This is a genomic window from Hoeflea sp. Naph1 (genome assembly GCF_046837775.1).
Taxonomy (GTDB): Bacteria; Pseudomonadota; Alphaproteobacteria; order Rhizobiales; family Rhizobiaceae; genus Hoeflea.
The window spans coordinates 2,146,512-2,169,784 of record NZ_CP177286.1 but is presented as its reverse complement, the minus strand read 5'-3'; the positions used below and the strand labels follow the sequence as shown (position 1 = coordinate 2,169,784).

The 23,273-nt window shown below is 61.7% G+C and carries 20 protein-coding genes; 7 read left to right on the top strand and 13 right to left on the bottom strand.

All coding sequences use genetic code 11. The features are described 5' to 3' along the window. Positions 1–96 precede the first annotated feature (96 nt). On the bottom strand, positions 97–870 hold the full coding sequence (gene cysQ, locus ACK6D9_RS10260) for a 3'(2'),5'-bisphosphate nucleotidase CysQ (RefSeq protein ID WP_412051782.1): 774 nt from the start codon (positions 868–870) through the stop codon (positions 97–99). Positions 871–1,144: 274 nt separating this feature from the next. Here cysQ and ACK6D9_RS10255 point away from each other — a divergent pair, with 274 nt between their 5' ends. From ACK6D9_RS10255 to cysN, 3 genes are read left to right on the top strand one after another with little or no spacing between them, the layout of a single operon-like run. Beyond that, complete coding sequence (locus ACK6D9_RS10255; protein ID WP_412051588.1) at positions 1,145–1,969, top strand: phosphoadenylyl-sulfate reductase; 825 nt, start codon at positions 1,145–1,147, stop codon at positions 1,967–1,969. Between the two features lie 21 nt (positions 1,970–1,990). After that, positions 1,991–2,923, top strand: a complete 933-nt coding sequence (gene cysD, locus ACK6D9_RS10250) for a sulfate adenylyltransferase subunit CysD (protein ID WP_322988714.1) — start codon at positions 1,991–1,993, stop codon at positions 2,921–2,923. Further along, complete coding sequence (gene cysN / locus ACK6D9_RS10245) at positions 2,923–4,389, top strand: sulfate adenylyltransferase subunit CysN (protein ID WP_412051587.1); 1,467 nt, start codon at positions 2,923–2,925, stop codon at positions 4,387–4,389. Before cysD ends, cysN begins: the two co-directional genes overlap by 1 nt. A gap of 161 nt (positions 4,390–4,550) precedes the next feature. Here cysN and ACK6D9_RS10240 read toward each other — a convergent pair whose 3' ends face one another. The 5 genes from ACK6D9_RS10240 to ACK6D9_RS10220 form a co-directional block, all read right to left on the bottom strand. Beyond that, positions 4,551–6,023: a catalase gene (locus ACK6D9_RS10240; RefSeq protein ID WP_412051586.1), complete on the bottom strand. Its 1,473-nt coding sequence runs from the start codon at positions 6,021–6,023 to the stop codon at positions 4,551–4,553. Positions 6,024–6,359: 336 nt separating this feature from the next. After that, positions 6,360–7,037: a class I SAM-dependent methyltransferase gene (locus ACK6D9_RS10235; protein WP_412051585.1), complete on the bottom strand. Its 678-nt coding sequence runs from the start codon at positions 7,035–7,037 to the stop codon at positions 6,360–6,362. Positions 7,038–7,130: 93 nt separating this feature from the next. Then, the gene (locus tag ACK6D9_RS10230) at positions 7,131–7,568 is read right to left on the bottom strand and encodes a Fur family transcriptional regulator (RefSeq protein ID WP_412051584.1); all 438 of its coding nucleotides are present in this window, start codon (positions 7,566–7,568) and stop codon (positions 7,131–7,133) included. Next, on the bottom strand, positions 7,565–8,410 hold the full coding sequence (locus tag ACK6D9_RS10225; protein WP_412051583.1) for a metal ABC transporter permease: 846 nt from the start codon (positions 8,408–8,410) through the stop codon (positions 7,565–7,567). The genes ACK6D9_RS10230 and ACK6D9_RS10225 overlap by 4 nt, the downstream gene beginning before the upstream one ends. Then, complete coding sequence (locus tag ACK6D9_RS10220) at positions 8,403–9,362, bottom strand: ATP-binding cassette domain-containing protein (RefSeq protein ID WP_412051582.1); 960 nt, start codon at positions 9,360–9,362, stop codon at positions 8,403–8,405. Before ACK6D9_RS10220 ends, ACK6D9_RS10225 begins: the two co-directional genes overlap by 8 nt. Before the next feature lie 117 nt (positions 9,363–9,479). On the opposite strand from ACK6D9_RS10220, the gene ACK6D9_RS10215 reads away from it, so the two are divergent. The 3 genes from ACK6D9_RS10215 (at position 9,480) to ACK6D9_RS10205 (ending at position 12,919) form a co-directional block, all read left to right on the top strand. Next, on the top strand, positions 9,480–10,535 hold the full coding sequence (locus ACK6D9_RS10215) for a zinc ABC transporter substrate-binding protein (RefSeq protein ID WP_412051581.1): 1,056 nt from the start codon (positions 9,480–9,482) through the stop codon (positions 10,533–10,535). Positions 10,536–10,710: 175 nt separating this feature from the next. Beyond that, entirely contained in the window at positions 10,711–11,658 is a 948-nt protein-coding gene (locus ACK6D9_RS10210; RefSeq protein WP_412051580.1) for a DUF808 domain-containing protein, read from the top strand. Between the two features lie 337 nt (positions 11,659–11,995). Further along, complete coding sequence (locus ACK6D9_RS10205) at positions 11,996–12,919, top strand: NADP-dependent oxidoreductase (protein WP_412051579.1); 924 nt, start codon at positions 11,996–11,998, stop codon at positions 12,917–12,919. Positions 12,920–12,994: 75 nt separating this feature from the next. Here ACK6D9_RS10205 and ACK6D9_RS10200 read toward each other — a convergent pair whose 3' ends face one another. From ACK6D9_RS10200 to ACK6D9_RS10190, 3 genes are all read right to left on the bottom strand, one after another. Beyond that, on the bottom strand, positions 12,995–16,117 hold the full coding sequence (locus ACK6D9_RS10200) for an efflux RND transporter permease subunit (protein ID WP_412051781.1): 3,123 nt from the start codon (positions 16,115–16,117) through the stop codon (positions 12,995–12,997). Positions 16,118–16,221: 104 nt separating this feature from the next. Continuing rightward, positions 16,222–17,439, bottom strand: coding sequence for an efflux RND transporter periplasmic adaptor subunit (locus ACK6D9_RS10195; protein ID WP_412051578.1), 1,218 nt, complete (start codon positions 17,437–17,439; stop codon positions 16,222–16,224). A 194-nt stretch (positions 17,440–17,633) separates the two neighbouring features. Then, positions 17,634–18,797 carry an MFS transporter gene (locus ACK6D9_RS10190; RefSeq protein WP_412051577.1) on the bottom strand — a complete coding sequence of 388 codons (1,164 nt, stop codon included), beginning with the start codon at positions 18,795–18,797 and terminating at the stop codon, positions 17,634–17,636. Between the two features lie 294 nt (positions 18,798–19,091). Here ACK6D9_RS10190 and ACK6D9_RS10185 point away from each other — a divergent pair, with 294 nt between their 5' ends. Continuing rightward, complete coding sequence (locus tag ACK6D9_RS10185; RefSeq protein WP_412051576.1) at positions 19,092–19,616, top strand: isopentenyl-diphosphate Delta-isomerase; 525 nt, start codon at positions 19,092–19,094, stop codon at positions 19,614–19,616. Positions 19,617–19,722: 106 nt separating this feature from the next. Here ACK6D9_RS10185 and ACK6D9_RS10180 read toward each other — a convergent pair whose 3' ends face one another. From ACK6D9_RS10180 to ACK6D9_RS10165, 4 genes are all read right to left on the bottom strand, one after another. Then, complete coding sequence (locus tag ACK6D9_RS10180; RefSeq protein ID WP_322989902.1) at positions 19,723–20,661, bottom strand: branched-chain amino acid ABC transporter permease; 939 nt, start codon at positions 20,659–20,661, stop codon at positions 19,723–19,725. Positions 20,662–20,732: 71 nt separating this feature from the next. Next, positions 20,733–21,629, bottom strand: coding sequence for a branched-chain amino acid ABC transporter permease (locus ACK6D9_RS10175; protein ID WP_412051575.1), 897 nt, complete (start codon positions 21,627–21,629; stop codon positions 20,733–20,735). A gap of 70 nt (positions 21,630–21,699) precedes the next feature. Then, positions 21,700–22,443, bottom strand: coding sequence for an ABC transporter ATP-binding protein (locus ACK6D9_RS10170; RefSeq protein ID WP_322989898.1), 744 nt, complete (start codon positions 22,441–22,443; stop codon positions 21,700–21,702). Beyond that, the gene (locus ACK6D9_RS10165) at positions 22,440–23,204 is read right to left on the bottom strand and encodes an ABC transporter ATP-binding protein (RefSeq protein ID WP_412051574.1); all 765 of its coding nucleotides are present in this window, start codon (positions 23,202–23,204) and stop codon (positions 22,440–22,442) included. Before ACK6D9_RS10165 ends, ACK6D9_RS10170 begins: the two co-directional genes overlap by 4 nt. Positions 23,205–23,273: the final 69 nt, after the last annotated feature.

Sequence of the window (23,273 nt, the reverse complement as noted above, 5' to 3'; positions counted from 1 at the left end):
ACAGATTCAGCCGCATCCACGCTTCACGCTTCGATTGAGCCACTACATCCGACCGGCTTTCCATGCGTCGCCACGCGTGTGCCTGATCCCTCAGCGTCACGCGCCGGGTGCGCGGCCCCAGCCGATGAAACGGGAGCAGCCGAAATCGGCGCCCTCGACGCCGTAGCGCAGGGGAACGCCTTCAAGCGTCAGCGTCGAGCCGCCGGCTGCCCGGAGCACGGCATCACCGGCGGCGATGTCCCATTGCTTGAGGCAGACCAGCCGCGGATAGACATCGGCGCGGCCTTCGGCCAGCAAGCAGAATTTGAGCGAGGAGCCGACATGGGCGGTCTCGTGTTCGGGCAAGTGCTTGAGCCAGGCCTGGGTTTCGGGCTCCTTGTGGGTGACGCTGACCAGCGCCACCGGCCTTTCCGGGCTCGCCCTTGTGTGAATTCGGCGGCGGTTGCTGATCTCTCCATCGACGGATACATCGGCCACTTCGGCATGGTCGTTGAAACCGCTCCATATCCGGCCCAGCGCCGGCGCATAGACAATGCCCGCGACCGGCGCATGATCGCGCACCAGCGCGACGTTGACGGTGAACTCATTGCGTCCGGCGATGAAATCGCCGGTGCCATCGAGTGCATCGACCAGAAAGAACGTATCCTGTGCGTAACTCGGGCATAGGCCGGCCTCGGCCAATTCCTCGGCCACCACCGGCACATCGGGATAGGTTTTTGCGAGAAAATCGAGGATCAGTTGCTCGGCGCGGCGATCGGCTTCGGTGACCGGCGAGTGATCGGATTTGACCATCACCGTGGCGCCCTTGGCGCGAACCGAAAGGATTTCCTTGCCGGCGGCGATAACTGCCGTTTCCAGCGCTCCAATCAGCGCCCGGCTGGGGCCGGATAAGGTGTCGGCAGTGTCAGGCGCGCCCATCGGCGTGCTCCGCTATGCTTGTTAATCTTCCCCTATGGCGTGGCATGTTTGGCAGGTCGGGTCAATGGACAGTACGACGCGGCGTGCAGGGCAATCGGTCAGATTTTGTCGCAACACCCCGCTGACGCGGAACAGCAGACCTGAACCACGCTGACAAACAGACGATGATGCCTCGTCTTGACCGGCGCGGTGGGCAAAGATTGCAGCCACAATCGGAGCCTGCATCATGACCCTGCATCAATCGAGCCTTTCCCGAAGCCCGAGCGCACGCCCGGCGACAAGTCCAGCTGCGGGCGAAAAATTCGGACCGGAGTTTGCCGCACGGCTTGACCGGGAACTGGCCGCGCTGACGCTGCCGCAGCGGATCTCGCGCATTGCCGCCTTGGGCCGCGCGGTGTTTACCACCTCGCTCGGGCTCGAGGACCAGGTGCTGACCTCGGTGATTGCCGCGACCGATACCACGGTGCGGATCGTCACGCTCGATACCGGCCGGCTGTTTGCCGAGACGGTGGCGCTGATTAGCGAGACCGAGGCGCGCTACGGGCTGAGCATCGAGGTGTTTCACCCCTGGAAGGAAGATGTCGACGGCTTTGTCGCGCTTTACGGGATGAACGGCTTTTACGACAGCGTGGAAGCGCGGCACGCCTGCTGCCATGCCCGCAAGATCGTGTCATTGGGCCGGGCGCTGGAAAATGCCGATATCTGGGTCACCGGGTTGAGGCGGGGCCAGTCGGGCAACCGCGCCAATGCGCCGCTGGCCGAATGGGATGCCGATCGCTCGCTGATCAAGGTCAACCCTTTGGCCGACCAGACACTGGAGATGCTGAAAGCGCAAGCCGCCGCCGACGCTGTGCCGGTCAACCCGTTGCATGCAAAAGGCTTTCCCTCGATCGGCTGCGAGCCCTGCACCCGCGCCATCAAGCCGGGCGAGCCGGAACGCGCCGGGCGCTGGTGGTGGGAACAGGACGAGCGCCGCGAATGCGGGCTGCACCTGTCGGCTTCCGTTTCCGGCTCGCGCGCCAAGGGCCAGCCCAAACTCACGGCCTCGTAAGACCATTTGAAGGAAATTCTGATGAACGTGATTGAACACGGGCGCGGCAAGCCGCCGCTGGACCCGCATCTCAAGGCGCTGGAAAACGAGGCGATCCACATCTTTCGCGAGGTGGCGGCAGAGTTCGAACGCCCGGTGATGCTCTACTCGATCGGCAAGGATTCCTCGGTGCTGTTGCACCTGGCGCTGAAGGCCTTCCATCCCGGCAAGCTGCCATTTCCGCTGGTGCATATCGATACCGGCTGGAAGTTTCCGGAAATGATCACCTTTCGCGATCAGGTGGCGGCCAAGTACGGGCTGGATCTGATCGCCCACACCAATCCCGATGGATTGCGCGAAAAAGTAACCCCGTTCAGCCACGGTTCGGCGCGCTACACCGACATCATGAAGACCCAGGCCTTGAAACAGGCGCTCGACATGGGCCGCTATGATGCGGCCTTTGGCGGCGCACGGCGCGACGAGGAAGCCTCCCGCGCCAAGGAGCGGATCTACTCGTTCCGCACACCGGATCACGCCTGGGACCCGCGCAACCAGCGGCCCGAACTTTGGTCGATCTACAACGGCATGGTTCATCCGGGCGAAAGCGTGCGGGCATTTCCGCTGTCGAACTGGACCGAGGTTGACATCTGGCGCTACATCCAGGCTGAACAGATCGAGCTGGTGCCGCTCTATTTCGCCGAGCGCCGGAAGATCGTCGAGCGCGACGGCATGCTGATTCTGGCTGAAGACAAGCGGCTGGAACTTTTACCCGAAGAACAGGTGCGCGAGGAACTGGTGCGGTTTCGCACATTGGGCTGCTTTCCGCTGACCGGCGCGGTGCGCTCGAGCGCGACAACGCTTGACGAGGTGATTGCCGAACTGGAGATCGCCACCGTGTCGGAACGCCAGGGCAGAGCCATTGACCGCGACCAGTCCGGATCGATGGAAAAGAAAAAGCGCGAAGGATATTTCTGATGAGTTTTCAATTGCTTCCGCGGCTTGCCCAAGAAGAAGAATCAACTGACGTCCTGACCGGCCCTCAATCCGTGACGCGACAGGCGCGGCCCTTGCGCTTCATCACCTGCGGCTCGGTCGACGACGGCAAATCGACGCTGATCGGCCGGCTGTTGTGGGACACCAAGGCGGTCAAGGAAGACCAGGCAGCGACGCTCAGGGGCGATTCCACCGGCCAGCACAACGAACTCGGCCTGCCCGATTTCGCACTGCTGCTCGATGGCCTCCAGGCCGAGCGCGAACAGGGCATCACCATCGATGTTGCCTATCGCTATTTTGCCACCGACCGGCGCTCATTCATCGTCGCCGACACGCCCGGCCATGTGCAGTATACCCGCAACATGGCGACCGGCGCCTCGACCGCCGATCTGGCGGTGCTGCTGGTCGATGCCCGCGCCGGCATTCTGGAACAGACAAGGCGGCACGCCACCATCGCCGCGCTGATGGGAATCCGGCAATTCGTGCTGGCGGTCAACAAGATCGATCTCGCGCATTATGACGAGGCCGGGTTTCACGCCATCGCCCGCGAGTTCCGCGAGATCGCGCTATCGCTCGGCGTGCGCCAGGTCACGGCCATTCCGGTGTCAGCGCTGAAGGGCGAAAACATCGTGCTGCGCGGCGATGACGTGATGCCCTGGTATTCCGGCCCGACGCTGGTGGAAACGCTGGAGAAGGCCACCCAGCGCACCGGCCAGAGCACCGGGTTCCGGCTGCCGGTGCAGCGGGTGTCACGGCCTGGGGAAGGCTTTCGCGGCTATCAGGGCACGGTCGCCGGTGGCTCGATCAAGCCCGGCGACAGCGTCGTGGTGCTGCCCTCGGGCGTCGAGGCCAATGTCAAGGCGATCGTTACCTATGATCTGGTGCGCAACGCGGCGGTGAGCGGCGACGCCATCACCCTGGTGCTCGACAGGCCGGTCGACATTTCGCGTGGCGACATGATTGCGGCAATCGACCAGCGACCGCAGACCGGTCGTGCATTTTCGGCCCGACTGGTGGCGCTGTCGCCCGACGGCATCGTGCCCGGCAAGCGCTACTGGCTGAAGGCGGGTTCACGGCGGCAGCGGGTGATGGTGCGGCCGGTCTCCGCACTCGATCTGGCAACCGGAAACTGGGATGACGCGGCAGTGCTGGCGCTCAACGGCATCGGCGTGGTGGAGCTCGATTTCGAGGAAGACGCGATCTTCGATGCCTACGAGACCAACCGCGAGACTGGTGCCTTCATCCTGATCGATCCCGATACACTCAACACGGTGGCTGGTGGCATGATCGACAGCAGACACAGCCGCGCCGGCCGTTTCGACGCCCTGCCCGACGCCGACCGCGCCAGTATCACCCTGCCCGCGCGGCTGCTCGAGGCGTTCCTGAAAACCGAATTCGCGCGCGCGCATATCGGCGAGATCCGGGTGACGGGGGGCAAGAAGGAGTAAGCTCGGTGTTCGATTGCTGTGCTGGTGATTGGATCGCCGACAATCGCGGTTCCGGTTACGACCGCGCCGCGCAACCAAGTGATTGCGCGGCGCGGTATTGTTCTGATTCAGTAAGTGCAGACAGCCGTTCAAATGAACCCATTTGAACGGTCGTGCATATATCAGACGGCGGAGCCGGCTCGGACACGTTCCTCGATCCGGCGTCCGACATCCGCATCGACACTCTTCCAGTAATCGAACGCCCGCTCGAGCACCGGAGACCGCACGCCGCCAAGCAGGGCGCCGCTTACCGTTTCAACCAGTTTTGAACGCTGATCGTCAGTAAAGACTTCGCGGACAAGAATACCCGGCTGGGTGAAATCGTCGTCCTCGGCACGCAGCGTGTAGGCGCTGCGAACCATTTCGCCATCGGCTTCCCATCTGTCCTCGGCGGGACCGGTTTCGTCCGCCCAGCTCCGGTCGCCGCTGTTGGGCGCATAGACCGGGGCATTGCCGCTATGCTCATAGGTCATCTGGCCGTCGAACATATAGGTGTTGACCGCCACCTTCGGGCGGTTGACCGGCAACTGGTGGAAGTTGGTGCCGATCCGGTTGCGCTGCGCATCATTATAAGCAAAAGCGCGGCCAAGCAGCATCTTGTCGGGCGACAGGCCAATTCCTGGCACGGTATTGCCCGGCGAGAAAGCAGCCTGTTCGATTTGCGCGAAGAAATTCTCCGGGTTGCGGTTGAGTGTCATGGTGCCGACTTCGATCAACGGATAATCGGCATGAGGCCAGGTCTTGGTCAGATCGAAGGGGTTGATACGATAGGTCTTGGCGTCGGCATAGGGCATGACCTGGACCGACATCGTCCAGACGGGATGTTCACCGCGCGCGATCGCTTCGAACAGGTCGCGGCGATGGAAATCGGCGTCAGCCCCTGACATTGCAGCGGCTTCCTCATTGGAGAAAAACTCCATGCCCTGATGGGTGTGGAAATGATATTTCACCCAGAACTTCTCGCCAGCGGCATTGATCCACATATAGGTGTGCGAGCCATAGCCATTCATATTGCGCCAGGTCCGCGGCAAGCCGCGCTGGCCCATCAGATAGGTTACCTGGTGCGCCGATTCCGGGTTGTTGGTCCAGAAGTCCCATTGCATGTTATTGTCGCGCAGGCCTGAATCAGGCAAGCGTTTCTGGCTGCGGATGAAATGCGGAAATTTCATCGGGTCGCGAACGAAGAAGATCGGCGTGTTGTTTCCGACCAGATCGTAATTGCCTTCGTCGGTATAAAACTTGAGCGAGAAGCCGCGGACATCCCGCCAGGTGTCGGGGCTTCCGGATTCTCCAGCCACGGTGGAAAACCGCGCCAGCATATCCGTGGATGCTCCCTTCTGGAACAAGGCAGCCTTGGTGTAGGCAGATACGTCCGCAGTCGTCTTGAACACGCCGAAGGCACCCGAACCCTTGGCATGAGGTTGACGCTCGGGAACCTTTTCGCGGTTGAAATGCGCCATCTGTTCAAGAAAATGTACGTCGTGCAGCACGATCGGACCATCGGGACCGATGGTGAGCGAATTGCGATCGCTCGCCGCCGGCGCGCCGGTGCTCATCGTCGATCCAGTGCCGTGTTTCTTGTCCATATCAGTCATGTCTTTTCTCTCGCTGGGCTTTACAGTCCGCATCGTCCACCGGGTATTTCCGGTTGCAATGCTCCTTGTTCAGGATAGGCCTTCCTTCAGCGGTTGCCAAGGCAATCGCCTACCAAGTTAGGGGGGCGGGCGAGGAAACAGAGACATTTCACATCATTGCGACCGGAGTGCTGATCCTGACCGAGACTTTCCGTCAACGACGGCGTTCGGCACATGAAAAACAATGCCTGACCGGAGGCAAATACGATCAGCGTTTCCTCTGAAATTGCTGCGACAGGCAATGCGACCCTTCAGGAGGATGCAAGCCTGTAGAGGCTTTGCGGAGACGGACTGCTTCTATTCGGCGTAGGCAATCCAGCCCTTGATGCTGAGGCCTGCGTAAAACAGGCTGACATCTGAAAATCCGGCCTGATGCAACATCGCTACCTCGTCCTCCGGAGAAAGGATTGTCAGCCTGCTACCGATGGCCTGACGCGCGCTCTCGGCAAGAGCCGGGTCGGTGCCGTTCGACCTGCCATAGGCGACATGGCGGGCGATCCAGATAGACCGTTCCGGTTCAGTCTGCGGAAAGCTGAGATGAACCAGGATGAAGGGCGCGCCGGATTTGAGACGGCTGCGGATCTGGTTCAAGGTATCAAGGCGCTGGTCATGCGCAATGAAATGGAATGTCAGAATGGATGTGGCCGCATCGTATGGCCCGTCGGGGGCGTCGCTGATCAAGCCCTGATGCAAACGTATACGCTCTGCGTGGGAACCGGCCACCTGCCGGGCCAACTCGAGCATCTCGGCTGAGGGGTCGACGCCATCGAACCACCATCCCGGATGGGCGTCGGCCAGCGCCCTGAGTTCCTGACCGCCGCCTGCACCGAGAACCAGCACCCGGCCATCTGACGGTGCGCGCTCGGCAAGCAACAGCGACACCATCCGGTGCAGGCTTTCGTAACCGGGAACCTGCCGTGGCGGGCCTTCCGCGTAGGAACCGGCTGCACTCGCATCAAAGGCGGGCGGTTTCATGCTTCGTCTCCATGAGTAGTCTCGGATCAAGCGTCGGATGGCCGTGCGGGTTTGGCGCGAACGTCAGTGCCTCGATATAGGCACGTCACCAGACTAGCGACACGCGGCGCACAGCCCGCGCAATTCCACCACCGCCCGCTTGACCGTAAAGCCGTCCTCACGCGCCAGTTCGCGCAACCGGCTCTCAAGGGCCTCGTCGGAAATTTCGGCAACTTTGCCGCAGGTTTCGCAGATGGCGAAGGCGATGGTCTGGTGACTGTCGCAGCCGGGATGGCTGCAGGCCACGAAGGCATTGAGGCTTTCAAGCCGGTGAACCATGCCGGTTTCGACCAGCTTGTCGAGCGCGCGGTAGACCTGCAGCGGCGCGCGAAAGCCATCGTCGCGCAACTGGTCGAGAATGGTGTAGGCCGACAGCGGCCCCTCGGCGCGGCTCAGCGCGCCAAACACCAGCGACTGGTTCTTGGTCAGATCGGATTTTTCGCGCGGGTTTGAATGGCTGTGACCCGCGCCGGAGGGGGTATTCCGGTTCATGACGGTGCCCCTTTGCGTTTGCCTCTGGCGCCAATGAAGCTGGCGATGCGGACAATCGCGCTGCCCACCGGCGACATCGCCAGCACGAACAGCACCAGTGCCGCTACGACAATGGTCGGCCCCGAGGGGGTATCCCAGGCAAGCGACGCCTCAAGGCCAAGCACGACGGCGGCCATGCCGGCAAAAGAGGCCAGCACCGCCATCTGCTCCGGCCCCGTGGCAAAACGCCGGGCGGTGGCTGCCGGGATGATCAGCATGGCAGTAATCAGCAGCACGCCGACGATCTTCATGGAAATGGCAATCACCGTGGCCATCAGGATCATGAAGACGAGATTGACGCGGTCAGGGTGCATACCCTCGGCCTCGGCCAGCTCGGTGTTGACGGTGGCGGCAAACAGCGGCCGCCAGATTACCGCCAGCACCGCCAGCACCAACAGGCCGCCGGTCCAGATCACGGCGATGTCGGTTTTCGAGACGGCGAGAATATCGCCGAACAGCAGCCCCATCAGGTCAACCCGAACCCAGGTCATGAAGGCCAGCGCCACCAGACCGATCGCCAGCGAGGCATGCGACAGCAACCCCAGCAGCGCATCCGATGACAACGTCGCCCGCTTCTGCAAGGCCAGCAACGCCAGCGAGATCAGCGCAGAAACCACGAACACGGCCAGCGTGACATTGATTTCGAGCAGCAAGGCGAGCGCCACGCCGAGCAGTGCTGCATGGGCCTGGGTATCGCCGAAATAAGCGAGCCTGCGCCAGACGATGAAGCAGCCGAGCGGCCCGGCCACCAATGCCACACCAAGGCCTGCGAGGATTGCGCGGAAGAAGAAATCATCAAGCATCGCCATCGCCTTTCGGGTTTGGGGCCGTTGGCGCGGCCGCTGCTGCTACCGGCGCAGGATGGACAGAGCCACCGCCCTGCCGCTTCTGGTGATCATGATTGTGGGCGTGGTGACTATCGTCGGGATGATCTTCATGGTGACCATCGTCGGGATGGCATTTATGGTGGCCATCATCGGGATGGCAGTGCGCCGTCACCGAGCCATCGGCATGCTGCACCCGACCATCGGCGAGATGAGTATGATCGTGGTTGTGCTGGTAGACAGCCAGCGCCGCATCGGTGTAGCCACCAAACAGCCGGCGGTAGGCGTCGCTGGAGGCCACGGTGACAGGCGATCCCTGGCAGCAGACATGGCCATTGAGGCAGATCACCCGGTCGGTGGCGGCCATCACCACATGCAGATCATGCGAGATCAGCAGGATGCCGCAGCCATTGTCGTCACGGATCTTGCGGATCAGATCGTAGAGCGCGATTTCGCCGGAATAATCGACACCCTGCACCGGCTCGTCGAGCACCAGCAGATCGGGCTTGCGGGCAATGGCGCGGGCCAGCATGGCGCGCTGGAATTCGCCGCCCGACAGGTTGCGGATTTCGGCGCCGGTCAGATGGGCAATGCCGGTGGCGGCCAGAGCCTTCTCTGCCTCTGCAGCGTCCGGTTTGCCGGTCAGGCGCATGAAACGCGCAACTGTCAGCGGCAGCGTCCAGTCGACCGAGAGTTTTTGCGGCACGTAGCCCACCCGCAGGCCGGGCATGCGCTCGGCGGTTCCCTCATCAGGCTTGATCACGCCCAGCGCCATCTTGGCGGTGGAAGACTTGCCCGATCCGTTGGGGCCGATCAGGGTGACGATCTCGCCTCTGGCGACGGTGAGATCGACCCCACGCACCAGCCAACGACCGCCGCGCTCAATGCCGGCCTTTTCGAGCGATATCAGGGGTGGTTCAATATTCTGCACTGGGGATCCTGAAAAAAATCTGCTGCACGCTTGTCGAGTTCTATCGCACACGTTATACCGTTACACAACGATGTAACCTTATAACATCACAAACTCGATAATGACAGGACCCTGTTGATGATCTTTTCTGGCCAGACCGTTGCCGCCGTCGCAACTGCATTCTCGCTTTCGCTGCTCTCCCTTACCCCCGCTTCAGCCGAACCGCGGGTGGTCGCCTCGATCAAACCGGTTCATTCGCTGGTGGCTGCGGTGATGGAAGGCGTGGGCACGCCCGAGCTGATCGTCGGCGGCGCCGCCTCGCCGCATTCCTATGCGCTCAAGCCGAGCCAGGCGCGGGAGCTGGAAAACGCCGAGCTGATTCTCTGGGTGGGCCCGAATTTCGAAACATTTCTGGAAAAACCGATCGAGACCATCGCCAAAAATGCCCACACGATCACGCTGATGGAAGCCGAAGGCCTGCATAAATTGCCCTTCAGAGCCGGCGGCGCCTTCGAAGCGCACGTCCATTCGGACGGGGACGCCGATGGTCATGACGCCCACGATCATGACAGCGATGGCCACGAAGATCACGCGCAAGCGGATGCCGACACTGATCATGATCACGCCGATGCCAACCATGATGCTGACGGGCATGACGATGACCACGATCATGGAGGCTATGACGCGCATGTCTGGCTTGACCCGGCCAACGCCAAGTCCTTTGTGGCGGCGATCAGCGCGGCACTGGCGAATGCCGATCCGGCCAATGCCGCCGCCTATGCCGCCAATGCACACGCGACGAATGCAAAACTCGACGCGCTCGGCGACGAGGTCGAGGATATCCTCGCGCCGGTGCACGACAAGCATTTCATTGTCTTTCACGATGCCTACCAGTATTTCGAAAAGCGCTTCAATATCGAGGCGGCGGGTTCGATCACCGTCAATCCTGACGTCCGGCCGAGCGCCGAGCGGCTGACCGGGATCCGCGACAAGGTGCGCGAACTCGACGCCGTCTGCGCCTTCTCCGAACCGCAATTTGAAAGCCGGCTGGTCGACGTGGCGGTAGAGGGCTCAAACGCCCGCCCGGCGGTTCTCGATCCGCTCGGCGCAACGCTTACAGACGGCCCCGAGCTCTATTTCGACCTGATCCGCGAGCTCGCCACCTCGATGCGCGATTGCCTGGCAGGCGACTGAAACCCACGCAAGCGGGGTTGCGGAACCAATTGCAATTTAGGAAGTTGTCTGGTGACAGCCGACCGGAATTGGGGCACATGTCGGCCGCCCGGCTTGCCCGGGTAGCCGCGTCAGCGCCCTAGACCGAACCGTACCACGGCGATCGAACCAGCCAGCCTGCATTGGAAAAGACACTATGAGCGGACTGCTTGCCCTTCTGGACGACGTCGCAGCCCTTACCAAGATCGCCGCCGCTCAGCTTGACGATGTCAGCGCCCAAGCCGCCAAGGTGGGGGTAAAGACCGCCGGCGTGCTGATCGACGACACCGCGGTAACGCCCAAATATGTGCATGGCCTGCCGGCGATCCGCGAATTGCCGATCGTCTGGAAGATCGCCCGTGGCTCGTTGTTCAACAAGCTCGTCATCCTGTTGCCTATCGCGATGCTGCTCAACATATTTGCGCCCTGGCTGCTGGGGCCGCTTTTGATGCTCGGTGGCGGCTACCTGTGTTTTGAGGGGGCGGAGAAGATATGGCACATATTCCAACCGGAGCCGGCGCATGTGGACAAGTCCGCAGGCCTTGATGCGGCACATCTGGAGCAGACACGGGTAAGCGGTGCGATCAAGACCGATTTTATTCTCTCGGCCGAAATCATGACCATCGCGCTCTCCTCGATCGAGGCTGACTCGCTGTGGACCGAAGGCATGATCCTGGCGATGGTGGCGATCGGCATCACCGCGTTTGTCTATGGCAGCGTCGCGATACTGGTGAAAGCCGACGACGTCGGGCTGAAGATGGCCCAAGGCGCCTATTTCGAGTGGACCCGCTCACTCGGTCGCGCCATCGTCCGCGGCATGCCCGGTTTCATGGAAACCGTTGCCAGCATCGGTACCGCCGCCATGCTCTGGGTCGGCGGTTCGATCATCATCCATGGTCTTGAAGGATTCGGCGCCTCAACGCTCGGACACGCGGTAAAGGCTTTCGCTTACATGGTGCGCACGGCCGTTACATTTGCATCGGGCTTTGCCGGATGGGCGGCGGAAGCCACGCTGAGCGGCATTTTCGGCCTCGCTGTCGGCATGGTTCTGCTGCTGATCCTGTCGCTGGCAAAACCCTTGCTACCGAGCCGCTGGACCGCCTGACCGCAGGCCCGTAAAAAAATCCGGAACCTGAGCCCAGATGTCTGCGTTTGCTGCAGACGATCACGGCTCGACCAGCACCAGAATGAGAGTTGAGATCGTCGCCTGCAGCTTTGTCAAAGAGCTGATCACGACGACGTCATGACGGTTGAAGGGGCCAGCACGAACCACCACGTTGAAGGTCTCTGCCAGGCAAAGCCTCCCGGCACCACACCCTCACACGGGGGCACTCGGGTCGGTGCCATTCCTCCCAACTGCCCTGCCCGCGGCTCCAACAAAGCCGTCGCCCGCCGACCACTGCAGGTACGCGGCCGCCTCACCAGCATCAAGGATTTCCCTAATGAAAGCCGCCATCATCAAAGCCTATGCAGCCCGCATCGAGATCGCCGACATCGAAGAGCCCCGGATCAATGAGGACTCTGTGCTGATCAGCGTGCATGCCGCTGGCCTCAATCCGATCGACAACATCCTCCGCGCTGGCCACATGAAGGACTATCTCCCGATCAGCTTTCCGCATGTCATGGGCTATGACGTGTCGGGCGTGGTCCGCGAAGTCGGCGCCAATGTGACCCGGTTCAAGCCCGGCGACGCGGTCTATGCCCGCCCCAACCAGGAGGACGCCGGCGCGCTGGCTGAAGTTGCCCGTATCAAGGAAGACGAACTGGCACTGAAACCCGCCAATATCAGCCACGCAGAGGCCGCCTCGATCCCGCTGGCGGGGCTGACCGCCTGGCAGGCAATTGTCGACAAGGCCGGCTTGAAGAAGGATCAGAAAATCCTGATCCATGCAGGCTCTGGCGGCGTCGGAACACTGGCGATCCAGATTGCGAAGCATCTGGGTGCTTATGTCGCCACCACCACCAGCGCCAAGAACGCCGACCTTGTGGGCTCGCTGGGCGCGGACAAAGTGATCGACTACAAGACAGAGAAATTCGACGAGCTGCTATCGGGCTATGATGTGGTGTTCGACATGATGGGTGGCGAGACCATGAACCGCTCGTTCAAGGTTCTGAAAAAAGGTGGCGTTCTGGTTTCCATCAAGGGGCAGGACAGCGATGGCAATGCGGAAAAGCACGGCGTCCGCTTCGAGGCGTTCTTCATGTCGCCCGACGGCGCGCAACTGGCCGAACTAAGCGCGCTGATCAAGTCCGGCGCGGTCAAGCCGGTGATCGACAGCAGCTACGAACTGAGCGCTGCCTCCGCAGCCTATGACTACCTCGCCGATGGCCATGCCGTCGGCAAGATCGTGGTCACCATCAGGTAGACACGCCACACCCAGGCAGGTACCGCGCAGCCAACGGCAGCGCGATACCTGAACCGGTTTTCTCATTCGGCTTGTTCATTCGCCGGGAGACAATTCCTGAGCCATCTGCCGGTTTCCCGCCTCGTGCAGTTCGGCATGCAACCGTTGCTCTTCCTGCGCCGAAGGCGTGGCGAAACGGGCCAGCAACAGATAGACAACCGGGGTCAGTAGCAGGGTTGCGATCATCGCCAGGCCGAGGCCGCCGACGATCACCCAGCCGAGCGCCACCCGCGCCTCCGCACCGGCGCCAAATGCCAAGAGCAGCGGCACCGATCCCAGCACCGTGGAAATCATGGTCATCATCACCGGACGCAGGCGAATATTGGAGGCTTCCTCGATGGCGCGCCGCACATCCATGCCGCGGTTGCGCAACTGGTTGGCGAATTCAACGATAAGGATACCGTTCTTGGCCATCACGCCGACCAGCAGTACCAGCCCGATCTGGCTGTAGACATTGAGCGAGCCGCCGGTCATGGCCATGGCGAAGACCGCGCAGGCAAGCCCAAGCGGCACCGTCGAGATGATGATGAAGGCGCTGACGAAGCTTTCAAACTGCGCGGCCAGCACCAGCAGCACCACCACAATGGCTATACCAAATGTAATCAGCATGTCGCGCGAGGACTGATCCAGCGTTGCGGCTTCGGCCAACGGAATGATGCGCACGCCGGCAGGCATCAGTGGCTCTGCCAACAGCACGGCTTCATCCCAGGCTGCGCCAAGCGCAAAACCCGGCGTCAGGCCGGCGGTTATTGACACCGAACGCATCTGGCTCTCGCGCCGGAGGTCGGGCGCAACCGCCTTTTCCTCGAGCGTGGCGATCGTCGACATCGGCACGATGCGGCCATCACCGGCCTTGAGATAGATCGATTCCAAATCGGTCGGGTCATTGATCGGGTTGTTGGTCGACATCAATTTGACCGGGTAGGACCGGTCCTCGATGAACACCTGCGCAACTTCACGACCATCGAGCAATGCCTGCAGCGCTTCAGCCAGTCCGTCGATGTTGACGCCGAGATCGGAGGCGCGCTCGCGGTCGATCCGCACAGAGATCTGCGGCTGGGTTGTTTCGTAGGAGAGCTGGATCTGGCTGAAACGCGGATCCTGTTCCAGCTTTTCGACCGTTTGTTCGGCAACGTCGGCCAGCAAATCGTAATTGTTGCCGACAAAGGCAAACTGCAGCCCGTTGCCGGCGCCGCGGATGCCGAGACTGTTGGGTTGAATGGCAAACGCGCGGACGCCGGGCACGGTAGCAACAGCCCGGTTGATGTCTGATACGATTTCGGCCTGCGAGCGCTCACGATCTCCCCAGGACGCCAGCGTCAGCACCATGAAGCCACTGTTGGAAGCACCACGGGAGCCGCTGATAGCAAAGATGTTCTCCACCTCGCCGCTTTCGCGCAGCGGTTCGACCAGGCGTTCGATTTCTGTCATGCGGGCCTTGGTATATTCGAGGCTGACGCCTTGCGGCGCGGAGACCCGCATCAGCGCCACGGCGCGGTCCTCCGGCGGGGTCAATTCCTGCGGAATCGAGCCGGCCAGCGCCAAGGCCGCTCCGGCGGTCACCAAGGCGATAACGATGACAACCAGCGGCGCATCCAGCGCCCGGTGCAGCACTCGCGCATAAAGCCGGGTAAAATAGCGGCCAATGCTGACCATGATCCCGCTGTCGGCAGCCTCGTTGAGATCCCGCCGCTTGATCAGCCGCGAGGCCAGCATCGGGCACAGGGTCAGCGCCACGACACTGGAGATCATCACGGTGAACGCCAGCACGAAACCAAATTCAGTAAACAGCCCGCCGGCCTGGCCTGGCAAAAACGAGATCGGGATGAACACGGCGGCAAGCGTGGCGGTGGTGGTGATGACGGCAAAAAACACCTCACGGGTGCCGATGACGGCAGCCGCGCGCACGCCCATGCCCTCGTTGCGCTTGCGGACAATGTTCTCGAGCACGACGATGGCGTCATCAACCACCATGCCGGTGGCCAGCACCAGCGCCAGCAGGGTCAGGATGTTGACGGAGAAACCTGCGAGCCAGATCGCCGCGAAGGCCCCGATCAGTGACACCGGCAGGGTGATCGCCGGGATGATGGTGGCGCGCCAATCGCGCAGAAACACAAATATGATGGCAATCACGATCGCCACCGCAAGAATGAGCGTCGAGCGCACTTCCTCGATGGAACCACGAATGAAGGCGGCGTCATCGCTGGTGACGCGGATATCGACGCCTTCGGGCAGGATGTCGGCAATCGCCAGGGTGGCTGCGCGAACGCCGTCGGAGATTTCCAGCGTGTTGGAAGCGGCCTGGCGGATGATGCCGATGCCGATGCCGGTGCGGCCATTGGCGCGCAGCACGGTTTCGCCCGGATTGGGGCCGAGCGTGATATTGGCGACATCACGGAACCGCACCCGGTCATTGATATAAAGGTTTTCGAAGCCCTCAGGGGTGGTCACGTCAGCGGTGGCGCGCACGACAATGTCGGATGTGCGCGCGGTCAGTGACCCCGCAGGTACGTCGAGCGCCACATTGCTGAGTGCGGCGCGCAGATCGGCCAGTGTCAGGCCAAAGGCCGCCAGCCGGGACTGATCGACATCGACCCGGAAAATCTTCTCGCGGTCGCCATAGACGGCAACATCGGCAACGCCGGCAACGGCGGCGAGCCGGTCGACCACCAGATCCTCGACCAGCACCGTCATATCCTGGACATTGAGCCGGTCAGAGGTGACCGCCAGACGCATCACCGCATCGGAATCGGCATCGGCCTTGACGATGCGTGGCTCGTCAGCGCCATCGGGCATGTTGTTGGTGACACGACCAAGCGCGTCGCGGACATCGGAAGCGGCGACATTGAGGTCGGCGCTGTCCTTGAATTCGATGGTGACGCGGCTGCGGCCCAGAGTCGAGGTCGACGAGATCGAGGCAACGCCGGTGACCCGCGCCACGGCGCCCTCAACCACGGCGGTGAGTTCGCGGTCGACGGTTTCGGGTGCTGCTCCACTGAAGTCGGTGGTAACCGTGATTACCGGCCGGTCAACATTCGGCAGTTCGCGGATTTCGGCGCCGTAGAGGCCGGCAAGTCCGGCCACCACGATCAACAGCGAGATCACCATCGCCAGCACCGGGCGACGCACCATCAGCGCGGTGCCGCCACCGGTTTCCATCTTGTCGGCGCCCTCTCCGGCAGTTACCGGCGCACTGGCGGCGTCGATCGGTGCGTGTTCGTATTCGCCGCTGCCGGAACCGCTGTGGTCTTCGCCGCTGGTGCTCATGCGTCGCTGCCCGCCTTGGAGTTTTCGACCACGCCATTGGCGCCAGACTTCCCACCGCCGCTTGGCCCTGTGCCGCCGAGCACCCTGACGGTCGCACCCTCGCGAACGCTTTGAACACCTTCGGTGACAACCATGTCACCGATCGCAAGTTCGGCCTTGACCAGCACGCTGTCGGAATTGCGCTGGATAATGGCGACATCGACACGTTCGGCCTTGTCGTCGACAATGCGCCAGACATAGGCGCCAGCTGAATCCCACTGGATCGCCAGCGGATCGACTGCCGGCCAGCGCTCGCCCTCGAAGCCGACCATCACCTCAAACGACATGCCGGCGCGCAGGGTATCGTCGGCATTGGGAATCCGGGCCCGAATCCGAAGCGTGCGACTTGCCTCGTCGACCCTGTTGTCAACCGCCGAGATCGTGCCCTTGAAGGTCTCGCCGGGGCGTGAAATCGCCCTTGCGGTGACGCTCTTGCCGACTTCCATGCCGGAGGTGAAGCGCTCGGGCACGTAGAACTCGATCAGGATTTCGCTGCGGTCGTCAATGCTGGCGATTTCGGTCTGGCTGGTGACATAATCGCCGGCGTTTACCGCGAGGATGCCGAGCGAGCCACTGATCGGCGCGGTGACCGTTCGCCGCGAGAGTTCCAGCTCGGCTTCGCGCAGCGCCACCTCTGCGGTGCCGAGCGCGTTGCGGGCCTGATCGGCCTCGACGCTGGAGACCGCCCGGCTGGCCACGAGACTGTCGAGACGATCAGCGCGGGCCTTGGCGTCGTTGACCGCCAGCCGGGCACGCTCGACTGCAAGTTCTTCTTCGGCCGCATCGAGCTGGATGAGCACATCGCCCTGCGTCACCCGACCGCCCGGTTGCACAGGAATATCGGCAATCTGGCCGGAGACCAAAGTCCTGACCGAGACCGAACGCACCGCCTGGCCGGTGCCAATCGCGGTGAGCTTGTCATTGACCACGCCTTCACTGGTGGGGGCAACGACGACAATCGCCTCGCGCGGGCCGCGCCTACCGGCTCTGCCGCCCGCTTTCTTTCCGGTCGCGGGGGTCGCGCTCTGCTCGCCCGGGTCGGGCGCAAACAGCGAAACGCGCTCAAGCCCGTAGCGCGTCAATACATCATGAGCGCCAGGGTAGAATGCCGACCAGACCAGGAAAACCGCCGCGAGCAACAGCAGAGACACCAGCAATTGTTTCCAGAGTTTCAAATTCGTATCTTTCGTAAATTCGCAACAAGCCTGCGCCAAAGCCAACCAGACAACAATTCCTTGCAGCCGCAGATCACCCCTGCGTCACCATCGACGCAACATAGCGTGCGATTGCGCGCAGGCACGTTAAATATCGTTAATATTACTGCAGCCCGGGTCAAGAACCTGGAGTGCAGTCATTTTCAATAACGGGCTCAATCGGCGGAATCAGGGCGGTGCATTTTCAATGACACCTGTACCATGATCAAAGCCAGCGCCGCGAGCCCGACGCAGATCCAGAACGCCTTGACGCCGATGATGCCGAAAACCACACCAAAAACCGTTACAATCAGGATCGAGAACCCCTGCATCATGACCCCGAACAGACTCTGCGCTTCTGCCGAGATGTTTTCATTGGTGCGCTTGGAGATGAAATACAGACAGCCAAGATAGGCGAATGTGAAGGTGACGGCCTGTCCAAGCTGCATGATCACCAAGAATGCAAGCGGCGCCGACAGCGTCATGGCCGCCCACCGCAGCATCGATGCGATGGCGGCAAACAAGATCAGCACCCTGGCGGGAAACCGGGTGTTGATGCGGTGCCAGGCAAACATGGTGGCGGCTTCGGCGGCGGCCCCCAACGCAATCAGGCTGCCTATTATCGGTTCTGACAGGCCCTGTTCTTTCCAGACCAGCGACGAAAAGGCGTTCATCACCATATGGTTGGCAAACAGAATCGCGCCCGCCACCACGGGCAGCAGAACCCAGGGCTTGAACGCCGCCATGACGTCGTGTGAGAGAAACCTGCCACGCGTGCCTGTATGGCGGGCCTGGTCGTCGCGCAGCCGCGGCAGGCCGCCGGCAGCAAAAAACCGGATCGCGCAGGTGGCCGCGAACAGCCAGACAAAGGCGCTGGCGCCAAACCACAAGATCAGGTAGCCGGTTATGAAACACATGGCGAGATAGCCAAGGGTTCCCCAGGCGCGGGTCGAGCCAAAGGAAAACCCGAGCCGCATCGACAACCGCAACGTGGCGGCGTCGGCAACCGGACCGACCAGACTTGCCGGCATGGTGGCGAGCGTCCAGATCAGCAGAATGAGCCAGAACCCATCGGCCAGTCCGAGCAGCAGCGAGAAGGCGGCGGCGAGCCCGGTGCCGAGTATGATTGCCTGTTTCCAGTCAGATGCGCGGTCGGCAAGCCGGCCGACGAAAATGCTGAACAGCAGTGTGCCCAACATCGGCACGGTATTGATCAGGCCGATTTCGGCGTCGCTGATCCCCCGCTCGTTGAGCCAGATCGGCAGATAGGTGACGACCACCGCCGGCGCCAGGAAGGCCGAGGCATAATAACGGGTTGCCGCAAACTTGGGCTTTGCCATCGACAGACAGGCCTCATTGAGGGGACGGGAAGCGCACGCGCTACGGAGCTGTAATTGATCCCCAGGGTTTGCGCCATCCTCTATTCTGGCCCCGCCCGCGGGCGTTCGGCATGGGGCCAACCGCCGCGGATCGGCGCGACACCATTGGCAAGAACGCGCCGTCATGCAAGGAGAACAGCGAATTGCCGTTGCTTGCGGCTTTAGCGGACGCGACTGGCTTGACGCGACCGCTGCGGATGACTTGAGCTCAGCCGCGCGACAATGACAACGAAGGCACGCAGATCGGAAAATGCCATGACGCTTTCCCCCATCCTGATACCCGCCATTGCCGAGGACGGTTCATTGTACCCGGTCGAAAAGCTCGCCGCCCATCGCGACGCGCTGTATCATCTGGCGGTCTCGATCTTCGTGTTTGACGGGGAGCATCTGCTGATCCAGAAGCGTGCGAGTTCAAAATACCACACCAGCGGATTATGGGCCAACAGCTGCTGCACGCACCCCAATTGGGAGGAGCCGCTGGATCTTTGCGCCGAGCGACGGCTTGAAGAAGAACTCGGGTTTGCGGTGCCGCTGACACGCCGCAGGGTGGTCGATTATTCGGCCGATGTCGGCAATGGCCTTCACGAGCGCGAGCGGGTGACGATGTATGTTGGCCAGGCCGACCGCACGCACATAATGCTTGCACTTGATCCGCAGGAAGTCGAGGCCGCGCGCTGGGTTCACCGGGACGCGCTAAAGGCGGAGATGGCTGCCCAGCCCGAACTGTTCACGCCATGGTTCCGGATCTATCTCGAACGCTACCCCGAGCTTCAATTCTAATGCACACGGTAAAACCGGTCGCACGCCGGTACCCGCGCGACCGGTCATGGCGCCCGGCCGGGAACTAGACGGCCTGGATGCCAATCCGGCAGATCGTCGCTCTCGATCAGAGCGACGATATTCTCAACAAACGCGCCAGTTCGCCAACGATGCCGCGGCGGAACAAGAGCACGCAGGCGATAAACGTACCGCCGATGACCACCTGAACCCAGGATCCGATACCGCTGAGCACATGCTGGAGCGCGACCACAACGAAGGCGCCGACGACCGGGCCGAAGATCGTGCCCATGCCGCCCAGCAACGTCATCAGGATCACCTCGCCCGACATCTGCCAATGCGCATCGGTAAGCGAGGCGAACTGGAACACCAGCGCCTTGGTCGATCCTGCAAGCCCCGACAGCCCCGCAGACAGCACGAAAGCCAGCAGCTTGAAGCGGTCAACATTGTAGCCCAGCGACAGCGCCCGTGGCTCGTTCTCGCGGATTGCCTGCAACACCTGGCCGAACGGCGAGTGGATGATCCGGTAGATCAGCAGAAAGCCGACGAGGAAAACCGCAGCAACGAAATAATACATTGCCAGCGGCTGGTTGAGATCGATGAAGCCGAGCAGATAGCCCCGCGGGATGCCCTGCAATCCATCTTCGCCGCCGGTGAAAGGCATCTGCAGCACGAAGAAGAACACGATCTGCGCCAGCGCCAGCGTGATCATGGCAAAATAGATGCCCTGGCGGCGGATCGCCAGCGAGCCCACCACCCAGCCGAGCGCGGCCGCAAACAGCGCACCGGTGATAATGCCCAAGAGCGGCGGAAAACCCCACATCTTGATCACGTGCCCGGCGATATAGGCGGCACCGCCGAAGAAAGCCGCGTGGCCGAAGGACAGCAGTCCGGTGAAACCGATCAGCAGGTTGAAGGCGCAGGCAAACAGCGCAAAACACAGCAGCTGCATCACGAAGACCGGGTAGAGGAAGGCCGGTGCGATCAGCACGAAGCCGAGCATCAAGATCCACAAGGCCAGAGGCGCCAGCCGCGCGCGGCTCAGCATCCTCTTGTTGCCCAAATTTTCGTCGAACTCGCCGATTTCGCTAACGGTCTGTGTCATATCACCAACTTTCATCAGCTTTGCCGCCCGAATAGTCCGGAAGGCCGCACCAGCAGGACGATGACCATCAACAGGAAGATCATGGTGTTGGCGGCTGGGGCGTAGAACACTTTTGTCACCCCCTCGACCAAGCCGAGCGCGAAGCCGGTGACAACCGCGCCCATGATAGAGCCCATCCCGCCGATCACCACGACCGCGAAGATGACGATGATCAGGTTGGCCCCCATCAGCGGGCTGACCGAATAGATCGGCGCGGCGAGAACACCGGCAAGCCCGGCAAGGCCGGTGCCGAAGCCGAACGTCAGCATCACCATCAACGGCACGTTGATGCCGAAGGCCTTGACCAGTTCAGGGTTTTCGGTGCCCGCGCGCAATTGCGCACCAATCCGGGTGCGTTCGATGATGTACCAGACCACCCCGCAAACCGCCATTGAGAAGATGATCACGAAAAGCCGGTATTTGGGGAACTTCATGAAACCGAGATCGACCACACCCTTGAGCGATTCCGGCATTGCCGGATAGGGGGTGCCCGAAGCATTGAAGAAGTTGATGAACACGCCCTGCAATACCAGCGTCACGCCGAAGGTAAGCAGCAGGCTATAGATCGGGTCGAATTTGTAGAGCCAGCGCAGCATGAACCGCTCGATCAGCATGCCGAAGCCGGCAATCAGCAGCGGCACCAGGATCAGCGACGGCCAGAAGCCGATCTGCAACCACTCCAGCCCAAGCCAAGGGCCGAGATAGGAATAGAGGATCAACGCCAGAAATGCCCCGGTCATGTACAGCGCGCCATGGGCAAAATTGACGACGTTGAGCAGGCCGAAAATCACGGCCAGACCGAGACTGAGCATTGCGTAGAACACGCCGTTATTGAGCCCGAGCATCCCCTGCGCGAGTATCAGTCGGATCATTTGATCCAATTCCATTAGTCATCCTCCCTGCCGCTTGGTGCAGCCCCGACGGCGCTCGCCGCCACCTTTGTCAAACGCTCAAATAGTGGTTGAGCCGTCCCATGCTTGACTCGACATCGGCGGCCTCGATCCGGTCGATCACCTTGCCATGTTCGATGACGTAGTGCCGGTCGGCCAGCGTTGTCGCGAAGCGGAAATTCTGCTCGACAAGGACAATCGTATAGCCCCGTTTCTTCAAGTCGCGGATCACCGTGCCAAGCGTCTTGACGATAACCGGCGCCAGTCCCTCGGTGATTTCGTCGAGCAGCAGCAGCCGCGCACCGGTGCGCAGGATGCGGGCGATCGCCAGCATCTGCTGCTCGCCGCCCGAAAGCCGGGTGCCCATCCGCTTGCGGACATCGGCAAGATTGGGGAACATCGAAAAGATCTCTTCGAGCGGCATGCCGTCTGCGCCCACCTTGGGCGGCAGCATCAGGTTTTCCTCGACATTGAGCGAGCCGAAGATGCCACGCTCTTCCGGGCAATAACCAATCCGGCCATCCGGCGAAATCCGATGCGCCGGCTTGTTGATGAATTCTTCGTCATTGATTTTGATCGAGCCGGTGCGGCGATCGACCATGCCCATGATGGCGCGAAGCGTGGTGGTGCGCCCTGCCCCGTTGCGGCCGAGCAACGTGATCAGCTGGCCCTCGCCCAGTTCCAATTCAATGCCATGAAGGATGTGGGATTCGCCATACCAGGCATGCAGATCCTTGATCTGCAGCATCGGCTTGACGGGCGCATCGGCGCCGGTTTTAAGCACTGCGATGGTCATGCCTCCACCTCCTCAGCGGATACGCCCATATAGGCTTCCATCACCAGCGGATTGCGCGAGACTTCTTCATAGGGCCCTTCGGCCAGCACCTCGCCGCGCGCCAGCACGGTGATCGTGTCGGCAAGCTCGGCGACAACGCCCAGATTGTGCTCGACCATAACGATGGTGCGGCCTTCGCGTACCCGCCCGATCAGCCCGGTGACGGCGCCGACATCCTCGGTTCCCATTCCCTGGGTCGGCTCATCAAGCAGCATCAGTTCGGGTTCAAGGCCGAGAGTGGTGGCAATTTCAAGCGCGCGCTTGCGGCCATAGGGAAGCTCGACAGCGCGCAGATGGGCGTATTCCTTGAGCCCGACCTGGTCGAGTCGCTCGAGCGCCTCTGCGTCAAGTTCGGACAGCAACTTCTTCGAGCGCCAGAAATGGTAGCTGACCCCGAGACGGGTCTGCAGCGCCAAACGCACGTTCTCAAGCGCGGTGAAATGCGGAAAGACAGCTGAAATCTGGAAAGACCGGACAATCCCCTTGGTGGCGATCTCGGATGCCTTCCAGTTGGTGATGTCCTTGCCGTTGAACATGATCTTGCCGGAAGTGGGCGTGATGAATTTGGTCAACAGGTTGAACATCGTCGTCTTGCCGGCCCCGTTGGGACCGATGATCGCGTGAATCGATCCGCGCTTGATGCGCAGATTGACGCCGTTGACGGCGACGAAACCGCCGAAGCTCTTGGTGAGATCGTTGGCTTCGAGAATGTAATCGGTCATGTCAGGCCCCGCACTGGATGTGTCACGGAGACGGACTCGAACGAGCCGCCTCCGTGACTATGTCAGTAG

Coding starts and splice junctions, on each gene's coding strand:
- ACK6D9_RS10255 (WP_412051588.1), top strand. CDS start 1,145: ATGACCCTGCATCAATCGAGCCTTTCCCGAAGCCCGAGCGCACGCCCG.
- cysD (WP_322988714.1), top strand. CDS start 1,991: ATGAACGTGATTGAACACGGGCGCGGCAAGCCGCCGCTGGACCCGCAT.
- cysN (WP_412051587.1), top strand. CDS start 2,923: ATGAGTTTTCAATTGCTTCCGCGGCTTGCCCAAGAAGAAGAATCAACT.
- ACK6D9_RS10240 (WP_412051586.1), bottom strand. CDS start 6,023: ATGACTGATATGGACAAGAAACACGGCACTGGATCGACGATGAGCACC.
- ACK6D9_RS10235 (WP_412051585.1), bottom strand. CDS start 7,037: ATGAAACCGCCCGCCTTTGATGCGAGTGCAGCCGGTTCCTACGCGGAA.
- ACK6D9_RS10230 (WP_412051584.1), bottom strand. CDS start 7,568: ATGAACCGGAATACCCCCTCCGGCGCGGGTCACAGCCATTCAAACCCG.
- ACK6D9_RS10225 (WP_412051583.1), bottom strand. CDS start 8,410: ATGCTTGATGATTTCTTCTTCCGCGCAATCCTCGCAGGCCTTGGTGTG.
- ACK6D9_RS10215 (WP_412051581.1), top strand. CDS start 9,480: ATGATCTTTTCTGGCCAGACCGTTGCCGCCGTCGCAACTGCATTCTCG.
- ACK6D9_RS10210 (WP_412051580.1), top strand. CDS start 10,711: ATGAGCGGACTGCTTGCCCTTCTGGACGACGTCGCAGCCCTTACCAAG.
- ACK6D9_RS10205 (WP_412051579.1), top strand. CDS start 11,996: ATGAAAGCCGCCATCATCAAAGCCTATGCAGCCCGCATCGAGATCGCC.
- ACK6D9_RS10200 (WP_412051781.1), bottom strand. CDS start 16,117: ATGGAAACCGGTGGCGGCACCGCGCTGATGGTGCGTCGCCCGGTGCTG.
- ACK6D9_RS10190 (WP_412051577.1), bottom strand. CDS start 18,797: ATGGCAAAGCCCAAGTTTGCGGCAACCCGTTATTATGCCTCGGCCTTC.
- ACK6D9_RS10185 (WP_412051576.1), top strand. CDS start 19,092: ATGACGCTTTCCCCCATCCTGATACCCGCCATTGCCGAGGACGGTTCA.
- ACK6D9_RS10180 (WP_322989902.1), bottom strand. CDS start 20,661: ATGCTGAGCCGCGCGCGGCTGGCGCCTCTGGCCTTGTGGATCTTGATG.
- ACK6D9_RS10175 (WP_412051575.1), bottom strand. CDS start 21,629: ATGATCCGACTGATACTCGCGCAGGGGATGCTCGGGCTCAATAACGGC.
- ACK6D9_RS10170 (WP_322989898.1), bottom strand. CDS start 22,443: ATGACCATCGCAGTGCTTAAAACCGGCGCCGATGCGCCCGTCAAGCCG.
- ACK6D9_RS10165 (WP_412051574.1), bottom strand. CDS start 23,204: ATGACCGATTACATTCTCGAAGCCAACGATCTCACCAAGAGCTTCGGC.